4 protein-coding genes are annotated in these 22,573 nt (G+C 70.8%); 2 read left to right on the top strand and 2 right to left on the bottom strand.

From position 1 onward, the window contains the following. Positions 1 to 17,480: non-ribosomal peptide synthase/polyketide synthase (locus ACWD6R_RS29840; RefSeq protein ID WP_451821533.1), on the bottom strand; the 17,480-nt coding region annotated here is incomplete at its 3' end. A gap of 451 nt (positions 17,481 to 17,931) precedes the next feature. Here ACWD6R_RS29840 and ACWD6R_RS29835 point away from each other — a divergent pair. After that, a complete protein-coding gene (locus tag ACWD6R_RS29835) occupies positions 17,932 to 19,833 on the top strand; it encodes an ABC transporter ATP-binding protein (protein WP_451821532.1) in 1,902 nt (633 codons plus the stop codon). A gap of 184 nt (positions 19,834 to 20,017) precedes the next feature. Further along, positions 20,018 to 21,721 (top strand): IS1182 family transposase, encoded by a 1,704-nt coding sequence (locus tag ACWD6R_RS29830; protein WP_451821531.1) that lies wholly within the window; start codon positions 20,018 to 20,020, stop codon positions 21,719 to 21,721. A gap of 35 nt (positions 21,722 to 21,756) precedes the next feature. Here the strand turns inward: ACWD6R_RS29830 and ACWD6R_RS29825 are convergent, their stop codons facing one another. Further along, positions 21,757 to 22,560, bottom strand: a complete 804-nt coding sequence (locus ACWD6R_RS29825) for an alpha/beta fold hydrolase (RefSeq protein WP_451821530.1) — start codon at positions 22,558 to 22,560, stop codon at positions 21,757 to 21,759. Positions 22,561 to 22,573 lie beyond the last annotated feature (13 nt).

The raw sequence follows: 22,573 nt of genomic DNA, 5'->3' as shown, positions 1-22,573 counted from the left end.
TCCACCGGCAGATACGCGGCCCCCGCCTTCAGCACACCCACCATCGCGGCCACCAGGTCGGCACCACGCGGCAGACACAACCCCACCACCGAGTCGCGGCCCACACCCATTCCGTGCAGGTAATGCGCCACCCGGTTCGCCGCCGCATCCAACTCCCCATACGACAACTCCACCCCGTCAGCGACCACCGCCACCGCGTCCGGAACAGCCGCCACCTGCCCCTCGAACAGCTCCACCACCGACGAACCCACCACAGCCCTGGCCGTGTCGTTCCACCCACTGACCAGCACATCCCGCTCACCGGCCGCAAGAACATCCACCGCCCCCAGCCGCACACCCGGCGCAGCCGTCACCCCATCCAGCACCCGCCCGAACCACCCAGCAAACCGGCCCGCCGCAGCCTCACCAAACAAATCCGCCGCCACCGTCACCACACCACGCAACCCCGCCGGCCGACCCCCACCATCAAGCTGCTCAACCACCATCACGTCCACGTCACACTTGACCGACGCCATGGCCACGGTGTCCGGAGCCGATACCGTCCCGGCCTGAACGCCGGGCATGTCCAGTCCCGCCCGCTCGACGTTCTGCAAGGTGAGGACCACCTGGAACAGCGGATGCCGGGACATCGACCGCTCGGGAGCCAGCTCTTCCACGAGCCGCTCGAACGGCACGTCCTGATGCGCGAACGCGCCCAGGCTCGCCTCACGCACCCGGCCCAGCACCTGCCGGAACTCCGGATCACCCGACAGATCCGTCCGGATCACCAACGTGTTCAGGAAGAACCCGACGAGGTCCTCCAGCGCCTCATCACCACGGGCGGCCACACCCGAGCCGATCGGAATGTCGGTACCGGCCCCGAGCCGCGACAGCGTCACCGCCAGCGCGGCCTGCAACACCATGAACACCGTCGCGCCCTCGGCCCGCGCCAACTCCGCCAGCCTCTGGTGCACCTCCGCCGGCACACGGAACCCCGCCGCGTGACCGCGATGACTGGCCACCGCCGGACGCGGCCGCTCCACCGGCAATGACAACTCCTCCGGCACTCCGGCGAGCGCCCGCCGCCAGTACTCCACCTGCGCCGAGAGCAGACTGTCCGGGTCCGACTCGTCACCCAGCAACTCCCGCTGCCACAGCGTGTAATCGGCGTACTGCACTGGCAACGGCGCCCACACCGGGGCCTCACCGCGCACCCGCGCCGCGTACGCGGCGGAGAGATCCCGGCTCAGCGGTGCCATCGACCAGCCATCACTGGCGATGTGGTGCATCAGTACGAGCAGCACCTGCTCGTCCGGCCCAGCCTCGAACAGCCAGGCCCGTATCGGCACTTCGGCCGACAGGTCGAACGCGTAACGGGACGCCTGTCCCACGGCGTCGGCGAGGCCCTCGGGCGCGACCTCGCTGATCTCCAGCGCCCAGTCAAGCTCCTGCGCGTCGAGAACGTGCTGGTACGGCTCGCCGTCCACGGCCGGGAAGACCGTCCGCAACGACTCATGCCGTTCAACGACATCACGGAGCGCCGCACCCAGCGCCACGGCGTCCACGCCGCTCAGCCGGATCGGCACGGGGACGTTGTACGTCGGGCTCGGCCCTTCGAGCTGGCCCAGGAACCACAGCCGCCGCTGCGCGAACGACAACGGCACCCGCTCCGGACGCTCAGCCGCCGCGCGCAACGGCGTACGAGCCTGCCCCACACCCTCGGCCAGCCGCGCCGCCAACCCCGCCACTGTCGGAGCGTCGAACAACGCCCGGACCTCGACCTCGACGCTCAACACCGTGCGGATCCGCGACACCAACCGCACCGCGAGCAGCGAATGCCCGCCCAGCTCGAAGAAGCTGTCGTCAACCCCCACCGAATCCAGACCAAGGACGTCGGCGAACAGCGCGCACAGAATCTCTTCCTGCACCGACACCGGGGCCCGGCCCGCACCCGTGGCGTACTCCGGTACGGGCAGGGTCTGACGCTCCAGCTTTCCGTTGGCGGTCAACGGCAACTCATCCAGCGTGACCAGCGCTACCGGGACCATGTACTCGGGGAGCCGCCCCGCTACGAAAGCGCGTACGCCATCAAGGTCGATCCCGTCGTTCCCGTCGGTGGGCACGACATACGCCACCAGGCGCTTGTCCCCCGGAAGGTCCTCGCGAGCCACCACCGCGGCTTGCGTCACCTGCGGGTGCGTCAGCAGGACCGTCTCGATCTCACCGGGCTCGATCCGGAACCCGCGGACCTTGACCTGCTCATCCGCCCGGCCAGCGAACACCAACTGACCGTCCGGCGCCCACTTCACCAGGTCACCGGTGCGATACATCCGCTCACCAGAGCCGGAGCCGTACGGGCAGGCCACGAACCGCTCACCGGTCAACGACGGCCGACCGACATACCCGCGCGCGAGCCCGGAACCGGCGACGTACAGCTCCCCCGCCACACCGACCGGCACCGGCTCAAGGGCGTCGTCCAGCACGTAAAGGCGGGTGTTGGCGATCGGCCGGCCGAACGGCACCGGACCCGGCCGGTCTGCGTCCACCGTTCCGGCCGCCACCATCACGGCCGCTTCGGTGGGCCCGTAGGTGTTCACCAATCGCCGACCCGACGACCAGGTACGCGCCGCTGTCTCGCTGATCGCCTCGGCACCTACCAGCAGGGTCTCCACCCGCGCCAGATCGGCCGGATCCACCACGCCCAGCAGTGACGGCACCACACTGGCCGCCCGTACGCCCTCCAGCTCCCGCAACCGTTCCGGCTGCTCGCGCTGCCCCTCACTGGCCACCCACAACGTGGCACCCGACGACAACGCCACCGCCACATCCAGCACCGACGCGTCAAAACTGAACGACGCGAACTGCAACACCCCCACACCAGGGGCCGCGCCCATCACCGGCCCGAACACCGACACCAGATTCGCCAGCGACCCGTGCGAGACCCCCACACCCTTCGGGGTCCCAGTCGACCCCGACGTGTAAATCACATACGCCAACCCCGCCAAGTCAGCGTCCACCTGCGGCAATGTGCTGGGAGAACCGGCGGATAGGCCCAGCTCGTCCGGGCCCACGACCAGCCCCACACCCGCATCGGCCAGCATGAACTCCACGCGCTCGACCGGGAGTTCAGCGTCGACCGGCAGATACGCCGCCCCTGCCTTCCACACCCCCAGAATCCCGTTGATCATCTCCAGGCCACGCGGAAGCCGCAGTCCGACTACCGACTCCGGCCTTACACCCATCCCGCGCAGGTAATGCGCCAGCCGATTCGCCGCCGCATCCAACTCCCCATACGAGAGCTCCACCCCGTCAGCGACCACCGCCACCGCGTCCGGCGCCGTCGCCGCCCACCGCTCAAACAACCCCACAACCGACAACGCCGGGGCAGCAGACACATCAGACGCCGTGTCATTCCACTCCGCCAACAACCGATCCCGCTCACCCGGATCAACGACGAGCACCTTCTGGAGAGCGATGTCCGGACCGCCGTCGAGCGTGTCAGCCAGTGCAACCAGCACGCTTTCCAGCGCTGTGCGGAACAAGCGGCCGACGGCACCGGCGTCGATCGGCTCCAGGGCTTCGACGCTGAGGCTGAGACGGTCAGGGCCGAGATCGTTGACGGCCAAGGTGAGCGGATAGTTGGTCCGCTCTCGGAGAGAGACTTGCTGGATGCCCTCGACCTGCCGTTGCCCGGCAGCATCGGGCTGCTGGTCAGAGTGCCGGTAGTTGAACAGGGAGGTGAAGAGCGGCGCGTTGCCCACGATCCCGCTGGCACGCTGCGCTGCCGCCAACGGAGCGTGCTCGTGCTCCAGCAGCGCCGCAAGCTGGGCCCGCATCAGTTCGACAGCGGCCCGGACGCCCACGCTGCCCGTCCGCACGCGTACCGGCAGCGTGTTGAAGAACGGGCCAAGCACCCGGTCGGCGCCTTCACCGGCGTTCATCCGCCCGAACAGCACCGTCCCGAACACCACGTCGTCACGACCCGACAGCACCGCCAGCACCCGAGCCCACGCCACATGCAGCACCGTCGCCGGGGTGACGCCCAGTTGCCGCGCCACCCGCCGCAAGGCCGCGACCATCTCACCGGGCAGCGGCAGCAGCCCAGAAGCGACGTCAGCGCGGTCACCCCGGACGTCGAGCAGTCCGTACGGAGCGGTCGGTTCGGTCACATCGCCCAGCAGCTCGGCGAAGAACCGCTCATGTTCCGCGCGCGGCACTCGCCGTGTTTGCGCCACGAAGTTCCGGAACGGCAACGCGGGCGCCAAACGCTCCGTCTCACCGGCAAGCACCGCCCGGAGCTCCCGCAACAGGACGTCCATGCCCAGGTGGTCCTGGACCATGTGGTGCATCCGCACCAGCGCCTGCCACCGGCCTTCCGGCAGTTCGGCCACGTGCAGGTCCATCAACGGCGCACGGCTCAGGTCCATCACCGAGCCCGCCCGGGCTATCAGGGCATCCGTCTGCCTGCTGTCGATCTCGTGTTCAACGACGGGCAGCAGCGCGTGCCGCCACACCACCTGGACGGGCTCCCGCAGCCCTTCCCATACGACACCGGTCCGGTAGATGTCGTGCCGGTCCACGACCTGCTGCAACGCCTCCACGAATTCGGTCAGACGATCCCGGGTGGAGAACTCCAACGTGCGCGCGGTGAGGTAGACATCCTCGCCATCGGCCGCCATGAGGTGGTGGAAGAGCATGCCCTCCTGCAACGGCGCCAGCGGATAGACGTCCGCGATATTGGCCGCCCCGCCTTCGACCGTGGCGGCCACCCGATCGATCTCGTCCTGGGACAGCTCCACCAGCGGCAACATCCCGGGGGTGATCTGCTGCGCGCCGGCCGGGATCAGATTCTCCGGCACCACCACCGGCACGACCCCCGCCGCACCCGCCAGCCCGGCCGGCGTCGGAGCCTCGAACAGCGCCCGCACCGACACCGACACACCCCGCGCACGCAACCGCTCCACCAGCGACACCGCGAGCAGCGAATGCCCGCCCAGCCGGAAGAAGTTGTCGTCCACCCCCACCGACTCCAGACCGAGAACCTCGGCGAACACCGCGCAGAGGATCTCCTCCTGTACGGTGGCCGGGCCTCGTCCACCGCCTGCGGTGTACTCCGGTACGGGGAGGGCCCTGCGGTCCAGCTTCCCGTTGGCGGTCAGCGGCAGTTCCGGCAGCACCACGACGGCGGCCGGGACCATGTAGTCCGGCAACTGCCGTGCCACGAAAGCGCGTACGTCATCAAGGTCAGCGGCGTCGTCAGCGGGTACGACATAGGCCACCAGGCGCTTGTCCCCCGGGACGTCCTCGCGAGCGACCACCGCGACCTGGGCCACCTGCGGGTGCGTCAGCAGCACCGTCTCGATCTCACCGGGCTCGATCCGGAACCCACGGACCTTGACCTGCTCATCCGCCCGCCCGGCGAACACCAACTGACCATCCGGCGCCCACTTCACCAGGTCACCAGTGCGGTACATCCGCTCACCCGAGCCTGACCCGGAGCCGTACGGGCACGCCACGAACCGCTCACCCGTCAGACCGGGTTGGCCCACGTACCCGCGGGCCAGACCGGCGCCCGCGACATACAGCTCCCCGGCCACACCCACCGGCACCGGCTCAAGCGCGTCATCGAGCACATAAAGGCGGGTGTTGGCGATCGGCCGGCCGAACGGCACCGGACCCGGCCGGTCTGCGTCCACGGTTCCGGCTGCCACCATCACGGCCGCTTCCGTGGGCCCGAAGGTGTTCACCAGCCGCCGACCCGACGACCACGTACGCGCCAACGGCTCGCTGATCGCCTCGGCACCCACCAGCAGGGTCTCCACCCGCGCCAGATCCTCCGGCTGCAAAACGCCCAGCAGCGACGGCACGACGCTCGCCGCCCGTACGCCCTCCAGCTCCCGCAACCGCTCCGGCTGCTCCCGCTGCTCCTCGCTGGCGATCCACAACGTGGCACCCGATGACAACGCCACCGCCACATCCAGCACCGACGCGTCAAAACTGAACGACGCGAACTGCAACACCCCGATCCCCGGACCGGCACCCATCACCGGCCCGAACACCGACACCAGATTCGCCAGCGATCCGTGCGAGATCCCCACACCCTTCGGAGTCCCGGTCGAACCCGACGTATAAATCACATACGCCAACCCCGCCAGATCAGTGTCCAATTCAGGCACCGTGCTGGGAGAACCCGCCGACAGGCCCAACTCCTCCGAGCCCACCACCAGCCCCACACCCGCATCCGCCAGCATGAACTCAACCCGCTCAGCGGGCAGTTGGGCGTCAACCGGCAGATACGCCGCCCCCGCCTTCCACACCCCCAGAATCCCGACGACCATCTCCAGGCCACGCGGCAACCGCAGCCCCACCACCGACTCCGCACCTACACCCTGGCCGCGCAGATAGTGCGCCAGCCGATTCGCCGCCGCATCCAACTCCCCATACGACAACTCCACGCCGTCAGCGACCACCGCCACCGCACCCGGAGCAGCAACCGCCCACCGCTCAAACAACCCCACAACACCAGACACACCGCCCACATCAGACGCCGTGTCATTCCACTCCACCAACAACCGATCCCGCTCACCCGCATCGAGGACCGCCACCTCGCCCAGGGCCGCCTCCGGGCCGCCGTCGAGCGTCTCGGTGAGAGCGGTGACCGTGTTCTCCACGGCCGTGCGCATCAGGCGGCCGACCGCGCCCGGGTCGATTGAGCTGAACGACTGGACGTTGATGACCAGTTCTTCGCGGGAAAGGTCGTCCACCGCCACGCTCAGCGGGTAGTTGGTCCGCTCCCGGATGAGGACGCTGCGAATGCCCTCGAACGCTCGCCGCCCGGCGTCGTCGGCTCCTCGCCATACGTGCCGGTAGTTGAAGAGCGACGTGAACAGGGGTGCGTCGCCCACGATCCCGCTGGCGCGCTGCGCCACCGCAAGGGGAGCGTGCTCGTGATCCAGCAGCCCCGCGAGCTGGGCCCGCATGTGCTCGACCACCGCCCGGACACCCGACCGGCCGGTCCGTACGCGCACCGGCAGCGTGTTGATGAACGGGCCCAGCACGCGATCGGCGCCGCCGCTGGCGTTCATCCGCCCGAACAGCACCGTGCCGAACACCACGTCGTCACGGCCCGACACCACCGCCAGCACCCGGGCCCACGCCACATGCAGCACCGTCGCCGGGCTGACCCCGAGACGCCGGGCGACCTCCCGCAGCCGGAGGACGACGTCGCCGTCCACGGGGACCAGTTCGGACACCACGTCGGTGGCGCTGCTCCGCACGTCGAGGTGCCCGTACGGGGCGGTCGGTTCGGTGACGTCGCCGAACCGTTCGGCGAAGAAGCGCTCGTGTTCGGCCCGGGAGACTCCCAGGGTCTTCGCGACGATGTCGCGGAAGGGCAGCGGCGCCGGGAGCAGATCCGCCTGCCCGGACAGCATCGCCCGCAGTTCCTGGAGCAGCACGTCCAGGCTCAGTCGGTCCTGGACCATGTGGTGCATCCGCACCAGGCCCAGCCACCGGCCCGTCGGCAGCGCGGTGACATGCAGGTCCATCAGCGGCGCGCGGCCCAGGTCCATCATCGAGCCCGCCGCGGCGAGCAGTGCGGTGGACGGGTCGCCGTCGGCGGGGTCCAGGGTGTGCTCCACGACGGGCAGGACCGCGTGGCGCGCCACCACCTGGACGGGCTCCGGCAGGCCTTCCCACACCACTCCGGTCCGGTAGATGTCGTGCCGGTCCACCACCTGCTGCAACGCCCGCGCGACCGAGTCCAGCCGGTCGCGCGTGTCGAACTCCACCACCTGGGCGGTGACGTACACGTCGGCGCCGTCGTCGACGAGCAGGTGGTGGAAGAGCATGCCTTCCTGCAACGGCGTCAACGGGTACACGTCCGCGATGTTGGCCGCGCCGCCCTCGACCGCCGCGACCACCCGGTCGACCTCGGCCTGCGACAGCTCCACCAGCGGCAACATCTCCGGGGTGATCTGCCGCGCGCCGGCCGGGATCAGATTCTCCGGGACCACCACCGGCTCGGCGTCGGCCGCGCGGGCCAGGCCCGCCGGGGTCGGCGTCTCGAACAAGGCTCGTACCGGTACGGGTACGCCGCGGGCCCGCAACCGGTCGACCAGCGATATCGCCAGCAGTGAGTGGCCGCCGAGCCGGAAGAAGTCGTCGTCCACTCCTACCGCGTCCAGGCCGAGCACCTGCGCGAACACCTCGCACAGGATCTCTTCGCGTACCGTGACCGGGCCGCGGCCCTCACCCGCGGTGTACTCGGGGGCCGGCAGCGCTCGGCGATCCAGTTTTCCGTTCGCGGTCAGCGGCAGCCCGGCCAGCGTGACGAAGGCAGCCGGGACCATGTACTCAGGCAGCCGACCCGCTACGAAAGCGTGTACACCATCGAGGTCAGCGGCGTCATCGGCGGGCACGACATACGCCACCAGCCGCCGGTCCCCCGGGATGTCCTCGCGGGCCACGACAGCGGCCTGGCTCACGTCCGGGTGGGTCAGCAGCACGGCCTCGATCTCGCCCGGCTCGATCCGGAATCCGCGGACCTTGACCTGGTCGTCCACCCGGCCCGCGAACACCACGTGCCCGTCGGTCGTCCACCGGGCCAGGTCCCCGGTGCGGTACATCCGCTCACCGGCGCCCGACCCGTACGGGCACGCCACGAACCGCTCGCCCGTCAGTCCCGCACGGCCCAGGTACCCCCGGGCCAGCTGCACACCGGCGAGATACAGCTCTCCGGTGACACCGGGCGCCACCGGCACCAGATGGTCGTCCAGGACGAAGACCTGGGTGTTGGCGACCGGAGCGCCGATCGGGACCGGGCCGTCGTTCTGCTCCGGGTCGCAGGGCCAGGCGGTGACGTCCACCGCGGCCTCGGTCGGGCCGTAGAGGTTGTGCAGTTCGACGCCGTCGAACGCCGCGAAGAACCGCGACTGGGTCTCCAGGGACAACGCCTCGCCGCTGCATACCAGTTGCCGCAGGCTCGGCAAGTCGCCCCCACCGGAGTGCTGAAGGAACGCGTCCAGCATGGACGGCACGAAGTGCAGCACGCTGACCCGCTGCGTACGGATCAGGTCCGCCACGTAGCCCGGGTCCCGGTGTCCTCCGGGTCGCGCCACGACAAGCGTCGCGCCCGAGATCAACGTGCAGAACAGCTCCCACACAGACACGTCGAAGACGATCGGGGTCTTCTGCATCACCCGGTCGCCGCTGCCGATCCGATGGTGGTCGCGCATCCAGACCAGGCGGTTGACGATGCTCTGGTGCGAGACCAGCACGCCCTTCGGCCGCCCGGTGGACCCGGACGTGTAGATCACGTACGCCGCGTGCTGCGACGTGCCCGCCGCCACCCGCCGCGAATGGGCGACCTGGGCGTCGTCGCCGTGGGCGTCATCGTCGGAGACCGACAGCCGCGCCACGGTCTCGGGGTTGTCGAGTACGACCGCGGGCGCCGCGTCCGCCAGCAGCAGGGCCACGCGCTCGGCGGGGTAACCGGGATCGACCGGCAGGTAGGCCGCCCCGGCCTTCAGGACGCCCAGCAGCGCCACGATCAGTTCGACGCCGCGCTCCAGCACCACGGCGACGACCGCCTCAGGACCCACGCCCTGCCCGGCCAGACGGCGCGCCAGCCGTTCCGCACGGGCGTCGAGTTCCGCGTACGTCAACTCGGTGCCCTCGAACACCACGGCGACCGCGTCCGGGGTCCGGCGCACCTGGGCCTCGAACAACTCCGGCAGCGTCGCCGGTCCGACGGGGACCGCGGTGTCGTTCCACTCGGCGAGAACCTGCTGCCGCTCCCGCGAGCCGAGCACGTCGACCGCGTGCAGCCGGACGTCCGAGGCGGCGGTCACCTGGTCCAGCACCCGCGCCAGCCGGTGGGCCATGGCCTCGGCCGTCCGCGCGTCGAACAGGTCCACCGACGCGTTCAGGCTGCCGTGGAGCCCGGCGGACCGGCCCTGGTCGTCGAAGGTCTCGCGCAGGTGGACTTCCAGGTCGAACCGTGCCGCGTTCCCCGACCCGTCGAGTGCCTCGGCCCGGACGCTGGGCAGTTCGAGTGCCGCGCGCTCCACGTTCCCCAGAGTCAGCATCACCTGGACCAGCGGATGCCGTGCCAGCGACCGCGCCGGAGCCAGCTCTTCCACCAGCCGCTCGAACGGCACGTCCTGATGCGCCAACGCGCCCAGGCTCGCTTCACGCACCCGGCCCACCACGTGCCGGAACTCCGGGTCCCCCGACAGATCCGTCCGGATCACCAGCGTGTTGACGAAGAACCCGACCAGATCGTCCAGCGCCTCATCCGTACGACCCGCCACCGCCGAACCGATCGGCACGTCCGTGCCCGCGCCGAGCCGTGACAGCAACACCGCCAGCGCGGCCTGCGCCACCATGAACGCCGTCGCGCCCTCGGCCCGCGCGAGGTCGACCAGGCGCTGGTGCACCTCGGCCGGCACCCGCACAGCCGCCCGGTGCCCGGCATGGCTCGCCACCGCCGGGCGCTGCCGGTCCACCGGCAACGCCAGCTCCTCCGGCGTACCGGCCAACGTACGACGCCAGTAGTCGACCTGCGCCGACAGCAGACTCGCCGGATCCGACTCCGCACCCAGCAACTCCCGCTGCCACAGCGCGTAATCCGCGTACTGCACCGGCAACGGCTCCCACACCGGGGCCTCACCACGCGACCGCGCCGCATACGCCACCGACACATCACGGGCGAACGGGGCGTGTGACCAGCCGTCGGTGGCGATGTGATGGATGACCAGTACCAGGGCCCAGTCGTCCGCCCCGAGCGCGAACAGCCAGGCGCGGATGGGCAGTTCCACCGACAGGTCGAACGCGTAATTCGCGGCGCGCGCGATGGCGTCGGCGAGGTCGTCGGGTGCCACGTGGGACACCGGCAGATCCCAGTCGAGTTCGCGCGGGTCGAGGATGTGCTGGTACGGCTCGCCGTCCTCGGAGCGGAAGACGGTGCGCAGCGGTTCGTGGCGGGTGAGGACGTCCCGCAGCGCCGCGTTCAGCGCGGTGGCGTCCAGCGCGCCGGTCAGCCGTACGGCGAGGGGGATGTTGTACGCCGGGCTGGGTCCTTCCATCCGGCTCAGGAACCACAGGCGTTGCTGCGCGAACGACAGCGGAGCGCGCTCGGGGCGGGTGCCCGCCCGCAGCGGGAGGCGGGCTCGGTCGGGCTGGGGACCGGCGAGCCGCGCCGCCAGGTCGGCCACGGTCGGCGCCTCGAACAGCGTCCTGATCTTGACTTCCGCGCCCAGCCTGACCCGGATCCGCGAGAGCAGCCGGATCGCGAGCAGGGAGTGGCCTCCCAGGTCGAAGAAGCTGTCGTGCACGCCGACCGCCTCCAGATCGAGGACCTGCGCGAAGATCTCGCAGAGTGCGGCCTCGGTCGCGTCGGCCGGTTCCCGGCTGGGGACGGTGGCGGTGACGTCGTCGGGGTCGGGCAACGCCCCGCGGTCCAGCTTGCCGTTGCCGGTCAGCGGCAACTCGGCCAGCGTCACGAACGCCGCCGGGACCATGTACTCGGGCAGCCGCGCCGCCACGAACTCCCGCAGCTCCCCGTTGACGGACTCGTTTCGGGACTCGTTTCCGGTGAGCACGACATACGCGACGAGCCGGTCGCCGTCCGCGCGGACGACCACCGCGGCGCGGGAGACGGCGGGGTGCTCCAGCAGGACGGCCTCGACCTCGCCGGGTTCGACGCGGTAGCCGCGGATCTTCACCTGGGCGTCGGCCCGGCCGACGAACACCAGCTGCCCGCCGGCGGTCCACTTGACCAGATCGCCGGTGCGGTACATCCGTATCCCGGAGCCGAACGGGCAGGCCACGAAGCGCTCCGCGGTCAGCCCGCGCCGCCCCACGTAGCCGCGCGCGACCCCGGCCCCGGCGACGTACAGCTCGCCGGCGACACCCGTCGGCACGGCGGCCAGCACGTCGTCGAGCACGAACAGCCGGGTGTTGGCTATGGGTGTGCCGATGGGGACCACGCCGTCGGCCACGACCGCGGGCGACAACTCGGCGGTGGCCACTCCGATGGTGGTCTCCGTCGGCCCGTAGTGGTTGAACACGCGCTGGCCCGCCGCCACGAGATCGCGCGTCCAGGCGGCGGGTGCGGCCTCCCCGCCGAGCACGAGCGAGCGGGCGGGCAGCACGGCGTCCACTCCGGAGTCGGCGGACAGCGCGGCCAGGTGGGACGGCACCGCCTTGACGTAGTCGATCCGCTGGTCGCGCAGGTACGCGGCCACGGCGGCGGGGTCGGTCACCGACTCCTGGTCCAGGACGTGCAGTTGCCCGCCGGTGGCGAGGCTGATGAAGACCACGGTGTTGCCCAGGTCGGTGACCTGGGGCTGGAGCAGCCCGTACCGCGCTCCCGCGCCGGTCCACTCCAGCCGCTCGGACGCCGAGGCCACGTAGTTGGCCAGCGACCCGTGGGTGACCGCGACGCCCTTCGGCGCGCCCGTCGAACCCGAGGTGTACATCACGTAGGCCAGTCCCGCGGGATCCACCACGGCCGACATCGCGGACGCAGCCGACGCGGCGGCTTCGACTCCGGCGGGCTCCCCCGCGCGGTGCGCCTCATCGATCCACACCACCGGCACACCCGCGGACCGGTCTCCGCCGATCCCCGCGCCCGCGTCCCGGTCCGCGAGGAGCACCCGCGCACCGCTGTCGGCGAGCATGAACGCCACCCGCTCGGCGGGCAGTTGACCGTCGATGGGCAGGTAGGCGGCGCCGGCCTGCCACACGCCCAGAATCGCGGTGACCATCTCGACGCCGCGCGGCAGGCACAGCCCCACGACGGATTCGGCGCCCACTCCCGCGCCGCGCAGGTACCGGGCCAGCCGGTCGGCGCCCGCGGCCAGCTCCCGGTAGGTCACCTTGGTGTCGCCGGCCACCACGGCCGTCGCCTCCGGGGTCGCGGCCACCTGGTCCTGGAACAGGCTGATGACCGCCGGGCGCGCGTCGGGTACGGCGGTGTCGTTCCACCGGTTGAGCAGCCGGTCCCGCTCCTCGGCGCCGAGCACGTCCACCGCGTGCAGCCGGACGTCCGCGGTCTCGGTCACCGCCTCCAGCACCCGGACGAACCAGGCGGCCATCCGGTCCGCCGTCTCGGCGTGGAACAGGTCCTCGGCCAGGGTCACCAGCGCGCGGAGCCCCGCCGGACGTCCCTGGTCGTCGAACGTCTCCCCGACGGTGAAGTGCAGGTCGTACCGCGACGCCGGAGCGGCCGCCACGTCCACGTCGGTCGTGCCGGCGGCCATCCGCAGGCCGGGCAGCTCCAGTTCGGCGCGCTCGACGTTCTGCACGGTGAGCATCACCTGGAACAGCGGGTGGCGGCCGAGCGCCCGGGTCGTGACCAGTTCCTCGACCAGCCGCTCGAACGGCACGTCCTGGTGCGCCAGCGCGCCGAGGCTCGCCTCCCGGACCTGTGCCAGGACCTCGCGGAAGGCCGGGTCCCCCGACAGGTCGGTACGGATCACGAGTGTGTTGACGAAGGATCCGACGAGGTTTTCCAGCGCCTCGTCGGCCCGGCCGGCGACCGGGATGCCGATCGGCACGTCCGCTCCGGCGCCGAGCCGGGACAGCAGTACGGCCAGGGCGGCCTGCACCACCATGAACGCCGTCGCGCCCTCGGCGCGGGCGAGTTCGACCAGCCGCCGGTGGACTTCGGCCGGCACCTGGAACGGCACCCGGTGCCCGCGGCGGCTCGCCACCGCCGGTCGCGGCCGGTCCGTCGGCAGCGCCAGCTCTGCCGGGGCCCCGGCCAGCGTCCGCCGCCAGTACTCGATCTGGGTCGCCAGCAGGCTGTCCGGGTCGGACTCGTCCCCCAGCAACTCCCGCTGCCACAGCGCGTAGTCGACGTACTGCACGGGCAGCGGCGCCCATACGGGCGCCTCGCCCCGTACCCGCGCCGCGTACGCCGTCGACACGTCACGCCCGAGCGGCGCCATCGACCATCCGTCGCTGGCGATGTGGTGGAAGACGAGGACCAGCACGTGGTCTTCGTCGGAGGTCTGGAACAGCCAGGCCCGGAACGGCAGTTCCTCGGCCAGGTCGAACGCGTGCCGGGTCGCCCGCGCCACGGCCTCGGCCACGCCGGGCGGGTCGACCCGGCGCACCGCCAGGTCCCAGTCCACGTCCCGGATGTCGCGGATCTGCTGGTACGGCTCGCCGTCGGCAGTCGGGTACACGGTGCGCAGCGGTTCGTGGCGCGCGATGACGTCCCGGAGCGCCGCCGCCAGCGCGCGGACGTCCAGCTCACCCGTGAGGCGGACCGCCGCGGTGGTGTTGTAGGCGAGGCTGGGGCCTTCGAGCTGGCCGACGAACCACAGCCGGCGCTGCGCGAAGGACAGCGGCGGGCGTTTCGGACGGGCGCCGGCCGTCAGTTCCAGCCGCACCCGGCCCGCGCGCGATTCGGCGAGCCATCGGGCGAGCCCGGCCACCGTGGGCCGTTCGAACAGGACGGACAGCGGCAGTTCCGCGCCCAGTACGACGCGGATGCGCGACAGCAGCCGGACGCCGAGCAGGGAGTGCCCGCCGAGTTCGAAGAAGCTGTCGTCCGCCCCCACCGCCTCGAGCCCCAGCACTTCGGCGAACGCCCCGCGCAGCAGCTCTTCCTGAACGGTCGTGGCGGTGCGTCCGGTCCCGGCGCCTGCCGCGTAGTCCGGGGCCGGGAGCGCCTTGCGGTCGAGCTTGCCGTTCGCCGTCAGCGGCAGCTCGGGCAGCGTGACGAAGGCGGCCGGCACCATGTAGTCCGGCAGTCCGCGCGCGACGAGTTCCCGCAAGCCCTCGCCGTCAACGACGCCGCCGTCGGCGTCGGTGGGGACGACGTACGCCACCAGCCGCGTATCACCCGGCGCGTCCTCCCGTACGACCACCGCGGCCTGTCCCACGGCGGGGTGCGTGCGGAGAGCCGCTTCCACCTCGCCGGGCTCGATCCGGAAACCGCGCACCTTCACCTGCTCGTCGGCGCGGCCCAGGAACACCAGCTCACCGTCGGAGGTCCACTTGGCCAAGTCCCCGGTCCGGTACATCCGTTCGCACGCGCCGAACGGGCACGCCACGAACCGCTCTCCGGTCAGCCCGGCACGGCCCACGTAGCCGCGGGCCAGCCCCGCCCCGGCGACGTACAACTCCCCGGCCACCCCGACCGGCGCCGGAGCAAGCCCCTCGTCCAGCACGTACAGGCGGGTGTTGGCGATCGGCCGCCCGATCGGCACCACGCCCTCGACCCGCTGACCGGCCCGTACCTCGTACACCGAGCAGCCGACCACGGTCTCGGTCGGACCGTACTCGTTCACCACCACCGTCTCGGGGGCCAGCTCCAGCCAGGACGACACGGCCGGGCCCGGCAGCGCCTCGCCGCCGACCACCCAGCGCCGCGCCGCGTCCCGCAGCCGGTCGGCGGGCAGGAGCTCCGCGAGCATCGGAAGGTGCGCAGGGACGACCTTCACCAGGTCGAAACCACCGCCGGAGCGCAGTACTTCGGCCAGTCCCTCGACGCCGCCGTCCTCGCTGACCGAGATCGCCGAGCCCGCCGCGAGCGGCACCAGCAGGCTGGTGACCGTCAGGTCGAAGGCCAGTGACGAGTACAGCACGGCGCCGCCGCGTCCCATGTCATAGGCCGCGGCGGCCCAGGTCACGTAGTTGGCGAGTCCGCCGTGCGTGACGGCGACGCCCTTCGGCCTGCCGGTCGACCCGGAGGTGTACATCACGTACGCCAGCTCGGCGGCGCCGGGCGTCGCGGCCGCGAACTCTCCCGCGACCGACGCCGGGTCGAGGGCGTCGACCGCGATCACCGGCATACGTGCCACGGGGAGGGCGTCGAGGAGGTCCTCGGTGCTGACGAGGGCCACCGCCCGGCTGTCGGCCAGCATGAACCCGATCCGTTCGGCCGGGTTGGCCGGATCGATCGGGAGATAGGCCGCCCCGACCTTCCATACGGCCAGGGGGCCCGCCACGGCGTCGACGCCCCTGGGCAGGCACAACCCCACCACCGCACCGGACCCGACTCCCAGCGCGGCCAGCGTCCCCGCCAGCAGGCGCGCCCGCTCGTCCAGTTCGGCGTAGCTGGTCGTTCGGTCGTCCTGGACGACGGCGACGGCGTCCGGGGTGGCCACGACCTGTCGCTCGAACGACGTGAGGACCGGGACACCCGGCAGATCCGTCTGCGTGTCGTTCCACGCGACGAGGACGCGGTCGCGCTCCGCCGCGTCGAGCACGTCCACCGCGTGCAGGCGGATGCCCGGGTCGGCGGCCACCGTCTCCAATACCCGTACGAACCAGCCGGCGATCCTGGTCACCGTCGCCGCGTCGAACAGGGTGCCGGCGCCGACGACGTCGCCGACCAGCCCGTCGGGGCGACCGTGCGCGTCGAACGCCTCGCCGATCATCACATCGAGGTCGAACCTGGCCACCGGCAGGTTCGACGGCAGCGGCTCGACGGCGACCCCGGGCAGGTCCAGCACCGCCTCGGCGGCGTTCCGTACGGTCAGCATGACCTGGAACAGCGGGTGCCGGGTCAGCGACCGCTCGGGCGCCAGTTCCTCCACCAGCCGCTCGAACGGCACGTCCTGGTGCGCGAAGGCGCCCAGGCTTGTCCGGCGGACCCGGGCCAGCACCTCACGGAAGTCCGGGTCGCCCGACAGGTCCGTGCGCAGCACCAGGCTGTTGACGAAGAACCCGATCAGGTCGTCCAGCGCCTGGTCGGTGCGCCCCGCCGTCGCCGCGCCGAGGGGGATGTCGGTGCCGGCGCCCAGCCGCGACAGCGTCACCGCCAGCGCGGCCTGCACCAGCATGAACACCGTCACGCCCTCGGACTGCGCCAGGTCCAGCAGCCGCGCGTGCGTCTCGGCCGGCACCCGGAACGGGTGCCGGTGACCGAGATGGCTCGTCACCGGCGGACGCAGCCGGTCGGCGGGCAGCGCCAGTTCCTCCGGTGCTCCCGCCAGCGTCCGCCGCCAGTAGTCCAGTTGGACCGAGATCCGGCTGTCCGGGTCGGACTCCTCCCCCAGCAGCTCGCGCTGCCACAGGGCGTAGTCGGCGTACTGCACCGGCAGCGGCTCCCACTCCGGCGCCGCATCGCGGACCCGCGCCGCGTACGCCGTCGACAGGTCGCGTCCCAGCGGACGGTGGGACGAGGCGTCGGTGGCGATGTGGTGCAGGACCAGGATCAGCACGTGCTCGTCCGGCGCCGTCGCGAGCAGCGTCGCGCGGATCGGCACGTGCGAGGACAGGTCGAAGGTGGCCCGGGCCTCCTCCAGCGCGGCCCCGGCCACGTCCTCGGGCGCGACCTGGCGCACCGCCAACTCCCAGTCGAGATCGCCCGGATCGAGAATTCGCTGGTAAGGCTCGCCGTCCACGGCCGGAAAAACGGTGCGCAGCGATTCGTGCCGGGTCAGCAAATCCCGCAAAGCCGCACTCAGGGCCGCGACGTCCAAGCGGCCGCGCAGCGACAACGTGATGACGTTGTTGTAGGTGAGGCCCGAATTCGCCAACTGGGACAATAGCCATAGGCGACGCTGTGCGAACGACAACGGGATCATCAATGCCTCTCCTTTGTGCATCGAACGCGCCACGCCGAAGTTCCGCAGTCGGCCCGGCCATTCCAACGCATCTCCGCACGCTGAACAAGGCTGAACAGGCCTTGGTGGGCGAGAGGCCGTTGCGTTCAACCGAGCGGGCGCCGCAGTTGAACGTGGATCAGCACCGGGAAGGGCGGCTTTTGCGCACCGACTGTTCAACTGTCGCAAAGCGGAGGTTGAACAGTTGCCGGCGACCGGGGCCACTGAATGGCAGATGACCTCCGCGCATGCTTTCACAGCCTTCGACTTCGCGGGTACTGTCGCTGACCGTCGGCCTCGACGGCAATCTGAACGGAATGGACGCCGCGCTTCCTCGTGACGGCGCGAATCGGAGGATTTCGTGGTCATGATGGGCGGCCCTCGCATGGGCCCGACGCCGCTGGGCATCGACAAGTCGGTCACCCGGCAGAAGATCAGGCCCGGCACGGTACGGCGCATCCTTCCCTATGCCCTGCGGTACCGCTGGTCGCTGGCTGTGGTCATGCTGGCGACGGCCGCGAGCGCGGCCATCGCGGCGGCGAGCCCGCTCCTGCTCAAGCTGATCATCGATGAAGGGATCATGCGGCACCGGCACGGGTTCGTGGTGGGCGTCGCCCTGGTCATCGCGGGCCTGTCACTGGTGGACGGGCTGTCCTCCTTCATCCAGACCTGGTTCTCCGGGCGGGTCGGCCAGGGCATCGTCTACGACCTGCGCTGCCGGGTGTTCGAACACGTCCAGCAGCAGCCGTTGGCGTTCTTCACCCGCACCCAGACCGGATCCCTGGTCAGCAGGCTCAACACCGACGTGATCGGGGCACAGCAGGCGATCACGACGCTGCTCTCGCAGACGGTGTCGACCCTGCTGACCGTGGTCCTCGTGCTCTCCACGATGTTCTACCTGTCGTGGCAGATCACCGTCGCGGCGCTGGTGATGATCCCGTTCTTCCTGCTTCCCGCCCAGCTGATCGGCCGCAGGCTGCAACGGCTCACCCGCGAGGGCATGGGCCTGAACGCCGACATGGGCTCGATGATGAACGAGCGGTTCAACGTGTCCGGCGCGATGCTGGCCAAGCTCTACGGCCGGCCCGACGAGGAGGCCGAGGGGTTCGCGGACAAGGCGTCCCGGCTCCGGGACATCTCCGTCACGACGGTCGTCTGGGGGCGCCTGCTGTTCATCATCACCACGGTGATCACCGGGGTGACCAGCGCGCTGGTCTACGGCCTGGGCGGCGTGCTGACCATCGACGGGACGCTGAAGATCGGCACCCTGGTGGCCATGACCACGCTGCTGCTGCGGCTGTACGGGCCGGTCAACCAGCTGTCCAACATGCAGGTCAACGTGATGATCGCGCTGGTCAGCTTCGACCGCGTCTTCGAGGTACTGGACCTCAAGCCGCTCATCGCCGAGCTGCCCGCAGCCCAGCCGCTGCCCGCGGGCGACGGCACCGCCCCGGACATCGAGTTCGACCAGGTCTCCTTCCGGTATCCGGCCGCCGACGAAGTGTCCCTGGCCTCCCTGGAGTCGATCGCACTGCGCGCCCCGGAGCGGGGCGGCAACGCGGTGGTCCTGGAGTCGGTGAGTTTCCGGGTCCCCGCCGGGAAGCTCACCGCGCTGGTAGGCCCTTCGGGCGCCGGTAAGACCACGGTCACCCACCTGGTCCCCCGCCTGTACGATCCCGCCTCCGGGACGGTGCGCATCGGCGGCCAGGACATCCGGGATCTGACCCTGCGCTCCCTGCACGACACGGTCGGCATCGTCACCCAGGACGCGCACCTGTTCCACGACACGATCCGGACCAACCTGCTGTACGCCCGGCCGGACGCCAGTGAGCGCGACCTGGTGGAGGCGTGCGAGGCGGCCCGGATCTGGGAGACGGTCTCGTCGCTTCCCGACGGTCTCGACACCGTCGTCGGCGACCGCGGCTACCGCCTGTCCGGCGGCGAGAAGCAGCGCATCGCCCTCGCCCGGCTGCTGCTCAAGTCACCGCCGATCGTCATCCTCGACGAGGCCACCGCGCACCTGGACTCCGAGTCCGAGGCGGCGATCCAACGCGCGCTCAAGACCGCGCTGACGGGCCGTACATCCCTGGTCATAGCCCATCGCCTGTCCACCATCCTCGAAGCCGACCAGATCCTCGTCCTCGACGGCGGCCAGATCCGCGAACGCGGAACCCACGGGGAACTCCTCGCCGACGGTGGCCTGTACGCCGATCTCTACCGCACCCAGTTCGCCGGCCAGACTTCGAACGGCGCGGCCGTGAGCCGGGCCAAGAAGGCGAACATCTAGTACCGCTACGAGCAGTACGCAACCGGCTCCGCCTGGTCCTCGGTGAGGGGACCAGGCGGAGCCGGTTGCGGGTGGAAAGCTCAGCTTGACTCTGTCGGGGATCTTGGAGTTTCGCGGTGCGGCAGCATGATCAACGGGCATGTTCGGGTCGTTCCGATGACCGATGCAGCTGTCGAGGTGCCCGTTGTCCCTCCGCCCCCGTTCCGGTGAGCAAGTCCCGCCTCTGACCGCGCGGATCGCGCGGGCGAGCAATCCGGGCGGCACGACGGCGATGTGGGTGAGAGACCGGCTGGACGGGCTGTGGTGCGACGAAGACTTCACCGACTGGTACCCACGCGACGGGCGTCCGGGCCTCTCGCCCGCCCAGCTGGCCACCGTCTGTGTGCTGCAGTTCCTGCTCGGCCTATCGGACCGGCAGGCCGCCGAGGCGGTGCGCTGCCGCATCGACTTCAAGTACGCCATGGCCATGGAGCTGGACGATCCCGGCTTCCACCACAGCGTGCTGGCCGACTTCCGTGACCGTCTCGCCGAAGGCGACCGTGCTGACCGCCTCCTCGACCTCGCGCTGACCCGTCTCAAGGAGGCCGCTCTGGTGCGCGAGCGCACCACGCAGCGCACCGACTCCACCCACGTCCTGGCCGCGGTGCGCGACCTGACCCGGCTGGAGCTGGTCACCGAGGCGGTACGCGCCGCGCTGGAGGAGGTCGCCGGCGCCGCCGGGCACCTGCTGGACGGTCTGGTCGACGAGGAGTGGGGGCGCCGCTACGGCCGCCCGGTCCGCCTGGGCAAGAACCCCACCCGGCCCAAGACCAGGATCAACACCACCGGCGACGACGCCGCCCGGCTCCTGGAACACCTCTACCGGCACGGGGCAGGCCGCGCGTCCGGCCCCCGGGTCCAGGCCCTGCGGCAGATCATGGTGCAGAACTATTACCGCGATGCCACGGGCCGCCTACTCTGGCGCACCGAGGAGGATGGCGGGCCGGGGCTGCCGCCCTCGTCCCGGGCGATCGTCTCTCCCTACGACACCTCAGCCCGGTACGCGCGTCACGGACACATCATCAGCTGGAGGGGTCTCTCCGCCCACCTGACCGAGACCTGCGCCCCTGACGGCCCCAACGTGATCACGGATGTGGCCACCACCGCGGCCACCACACACGACAGCCAGGTCCTGCCCGGCATCCATACCCGTCTGCGGCGCCGCGGCCTGCTGCCCGCCGAGCACCTGGTCGACAGTGGCTACACCTCTCTGGTCCACCTGGAGCAGGCCGCCCGGGAACACCAGGTCACCGTCACCGGACCGCTGCCGGGCAACCCCACTCGCCAGCACCGCCGAGGCGAGGGTTTCGGCCGCGACGACTTCCACATCGACTTCGACCGCCGACAGGTGACCTGCCCCCAGGGCCAGGTCAGCCGGGGCTGGCACGGCCCCTACCCGACCTCCTCGCCCACCGCGGCCCCGCTGATCGTGGCGAGGTTCACCAAGGGCCAGTGCCGGCCCTGCCCGGTCCGTGCCCAGTGCACCACCTCCCGCGAAAGCGCCCGCAACGTGGGCTTCCCGCCACGAGAACTCCGCGACCTGCAGCTTCGAGTCCGCGCCGACCAACAGACACCCGAGTGGAAGACCCGGTACGCGGTGCGCTCCGGGGTGGAGGGCACCGTCAATGAGTTCGCCCACGGCCGCGGTATGCGCCGCTGCCGCTACCGAGGGCAGGACAGAGCCCACGTCCAGCACATCCTGACCGCCATCGCCGTCAACATCGAGCGCCTCAGCGGCCTGCCACCAACCGGAGGAACGCCTCCGCCCCGACGCCCGACTGCCTTCCAGAATTTCCTGGACCAGCACGGCATCCACCGGCCGAAGTCCTGGAGAAGTTCCAGCGGTTGACACCACCAGCTCCAAGATCCCCGACAGAGTCAAGCTCAGAACTTGTCGAAGAACTCGATGATCGCCTCGTTGACCGGCTCCGGGTGTTCCAGATGGCCGAGGTGCCCGCAGCCGGGGATCTCCACGAGGTCGCAGTTCGGAATGGCGTCCGCCACTTCGGCGCCCAGGTGCGGCGGGGTGATGACGTCGTCGGTGAAGGTGATGACCCGGCACGGCGCGGCGATCGCGCGCAGTGCCGTGCGGCGGTCCTGGTCGGTGTCGATCCAGTCCTGGCCGGCGGCGACGCTTGGCGTCTCCGCGGCCAGCTCGAAGACCTCCAGCCAGGAGGCCACCTTCTCGTCGTCGTTGAGCGTGGCCGGGGAGAGCATCTGGAGCACCGAGTAGACCGCCTTGTACTTCGGCGGCAGCTCGGCGCCGCTCTCCCGCAGGATCCGGTCCGCCGCCGTCTGCGCACGGCGCAGCACATCCGACCGGCCGCGGGTGGCCATGAGCACCGCCGAGCGGACCAGGTGGGGTTCGGTGATGGCGAGTTCCTGGGCGATCAGCGACCCGAGTGAGGTGCCGAGGATCCGGCACGGTCCCAGGTTCAACCGCTCGATCAGCCCCTTGGTGTCGGCGACCAGTTCCGCCAGCCGGTACTTGCCCGGCGGGGTGTCAGACGGCGCGATGCCCCGGTTGTCGAAGGTGACCGTGGAATAGCCGGCCTGATGCAGCGCCGGCGTCTGGTGCACGGTCCACACGTAGCCGGCCGCGCCCGACCCCATGATGAGCAGGACCGGCTCGCCTTCCCCCGAACGCTGGTAGGCGAGCCGGATCCCGTTGGTCCGCAGGTATGACATCTTCGGCGCTCTT

This window comes from Streptomyces sp. NPDC005151 (assembly GCF_053599875.1).
The sequence above is the reverse complement of the archived record's forward strand: the minus strand, read 5'-3'. Positions and strand labels throughout refer to the sequence as shown.

Excerpts from the sequence above, each read along its gene's own strand:
- ACWD6R_RS29835 (WP_451821532.1), top strand. The coding sequence starts at position 17,932 with ATGGGCCCGACGCCGCTGGGCATCGACAAGTCGGTCACCCGGCAGAAG.
- ACWD6R_RS29825 (WP_451821530.1), bottom strand. The coding sequence starts at position 22,560 with ATGTCATACCTGCGGACCAACGGGATCCGGCTCGCCTACCAGCGTTCG.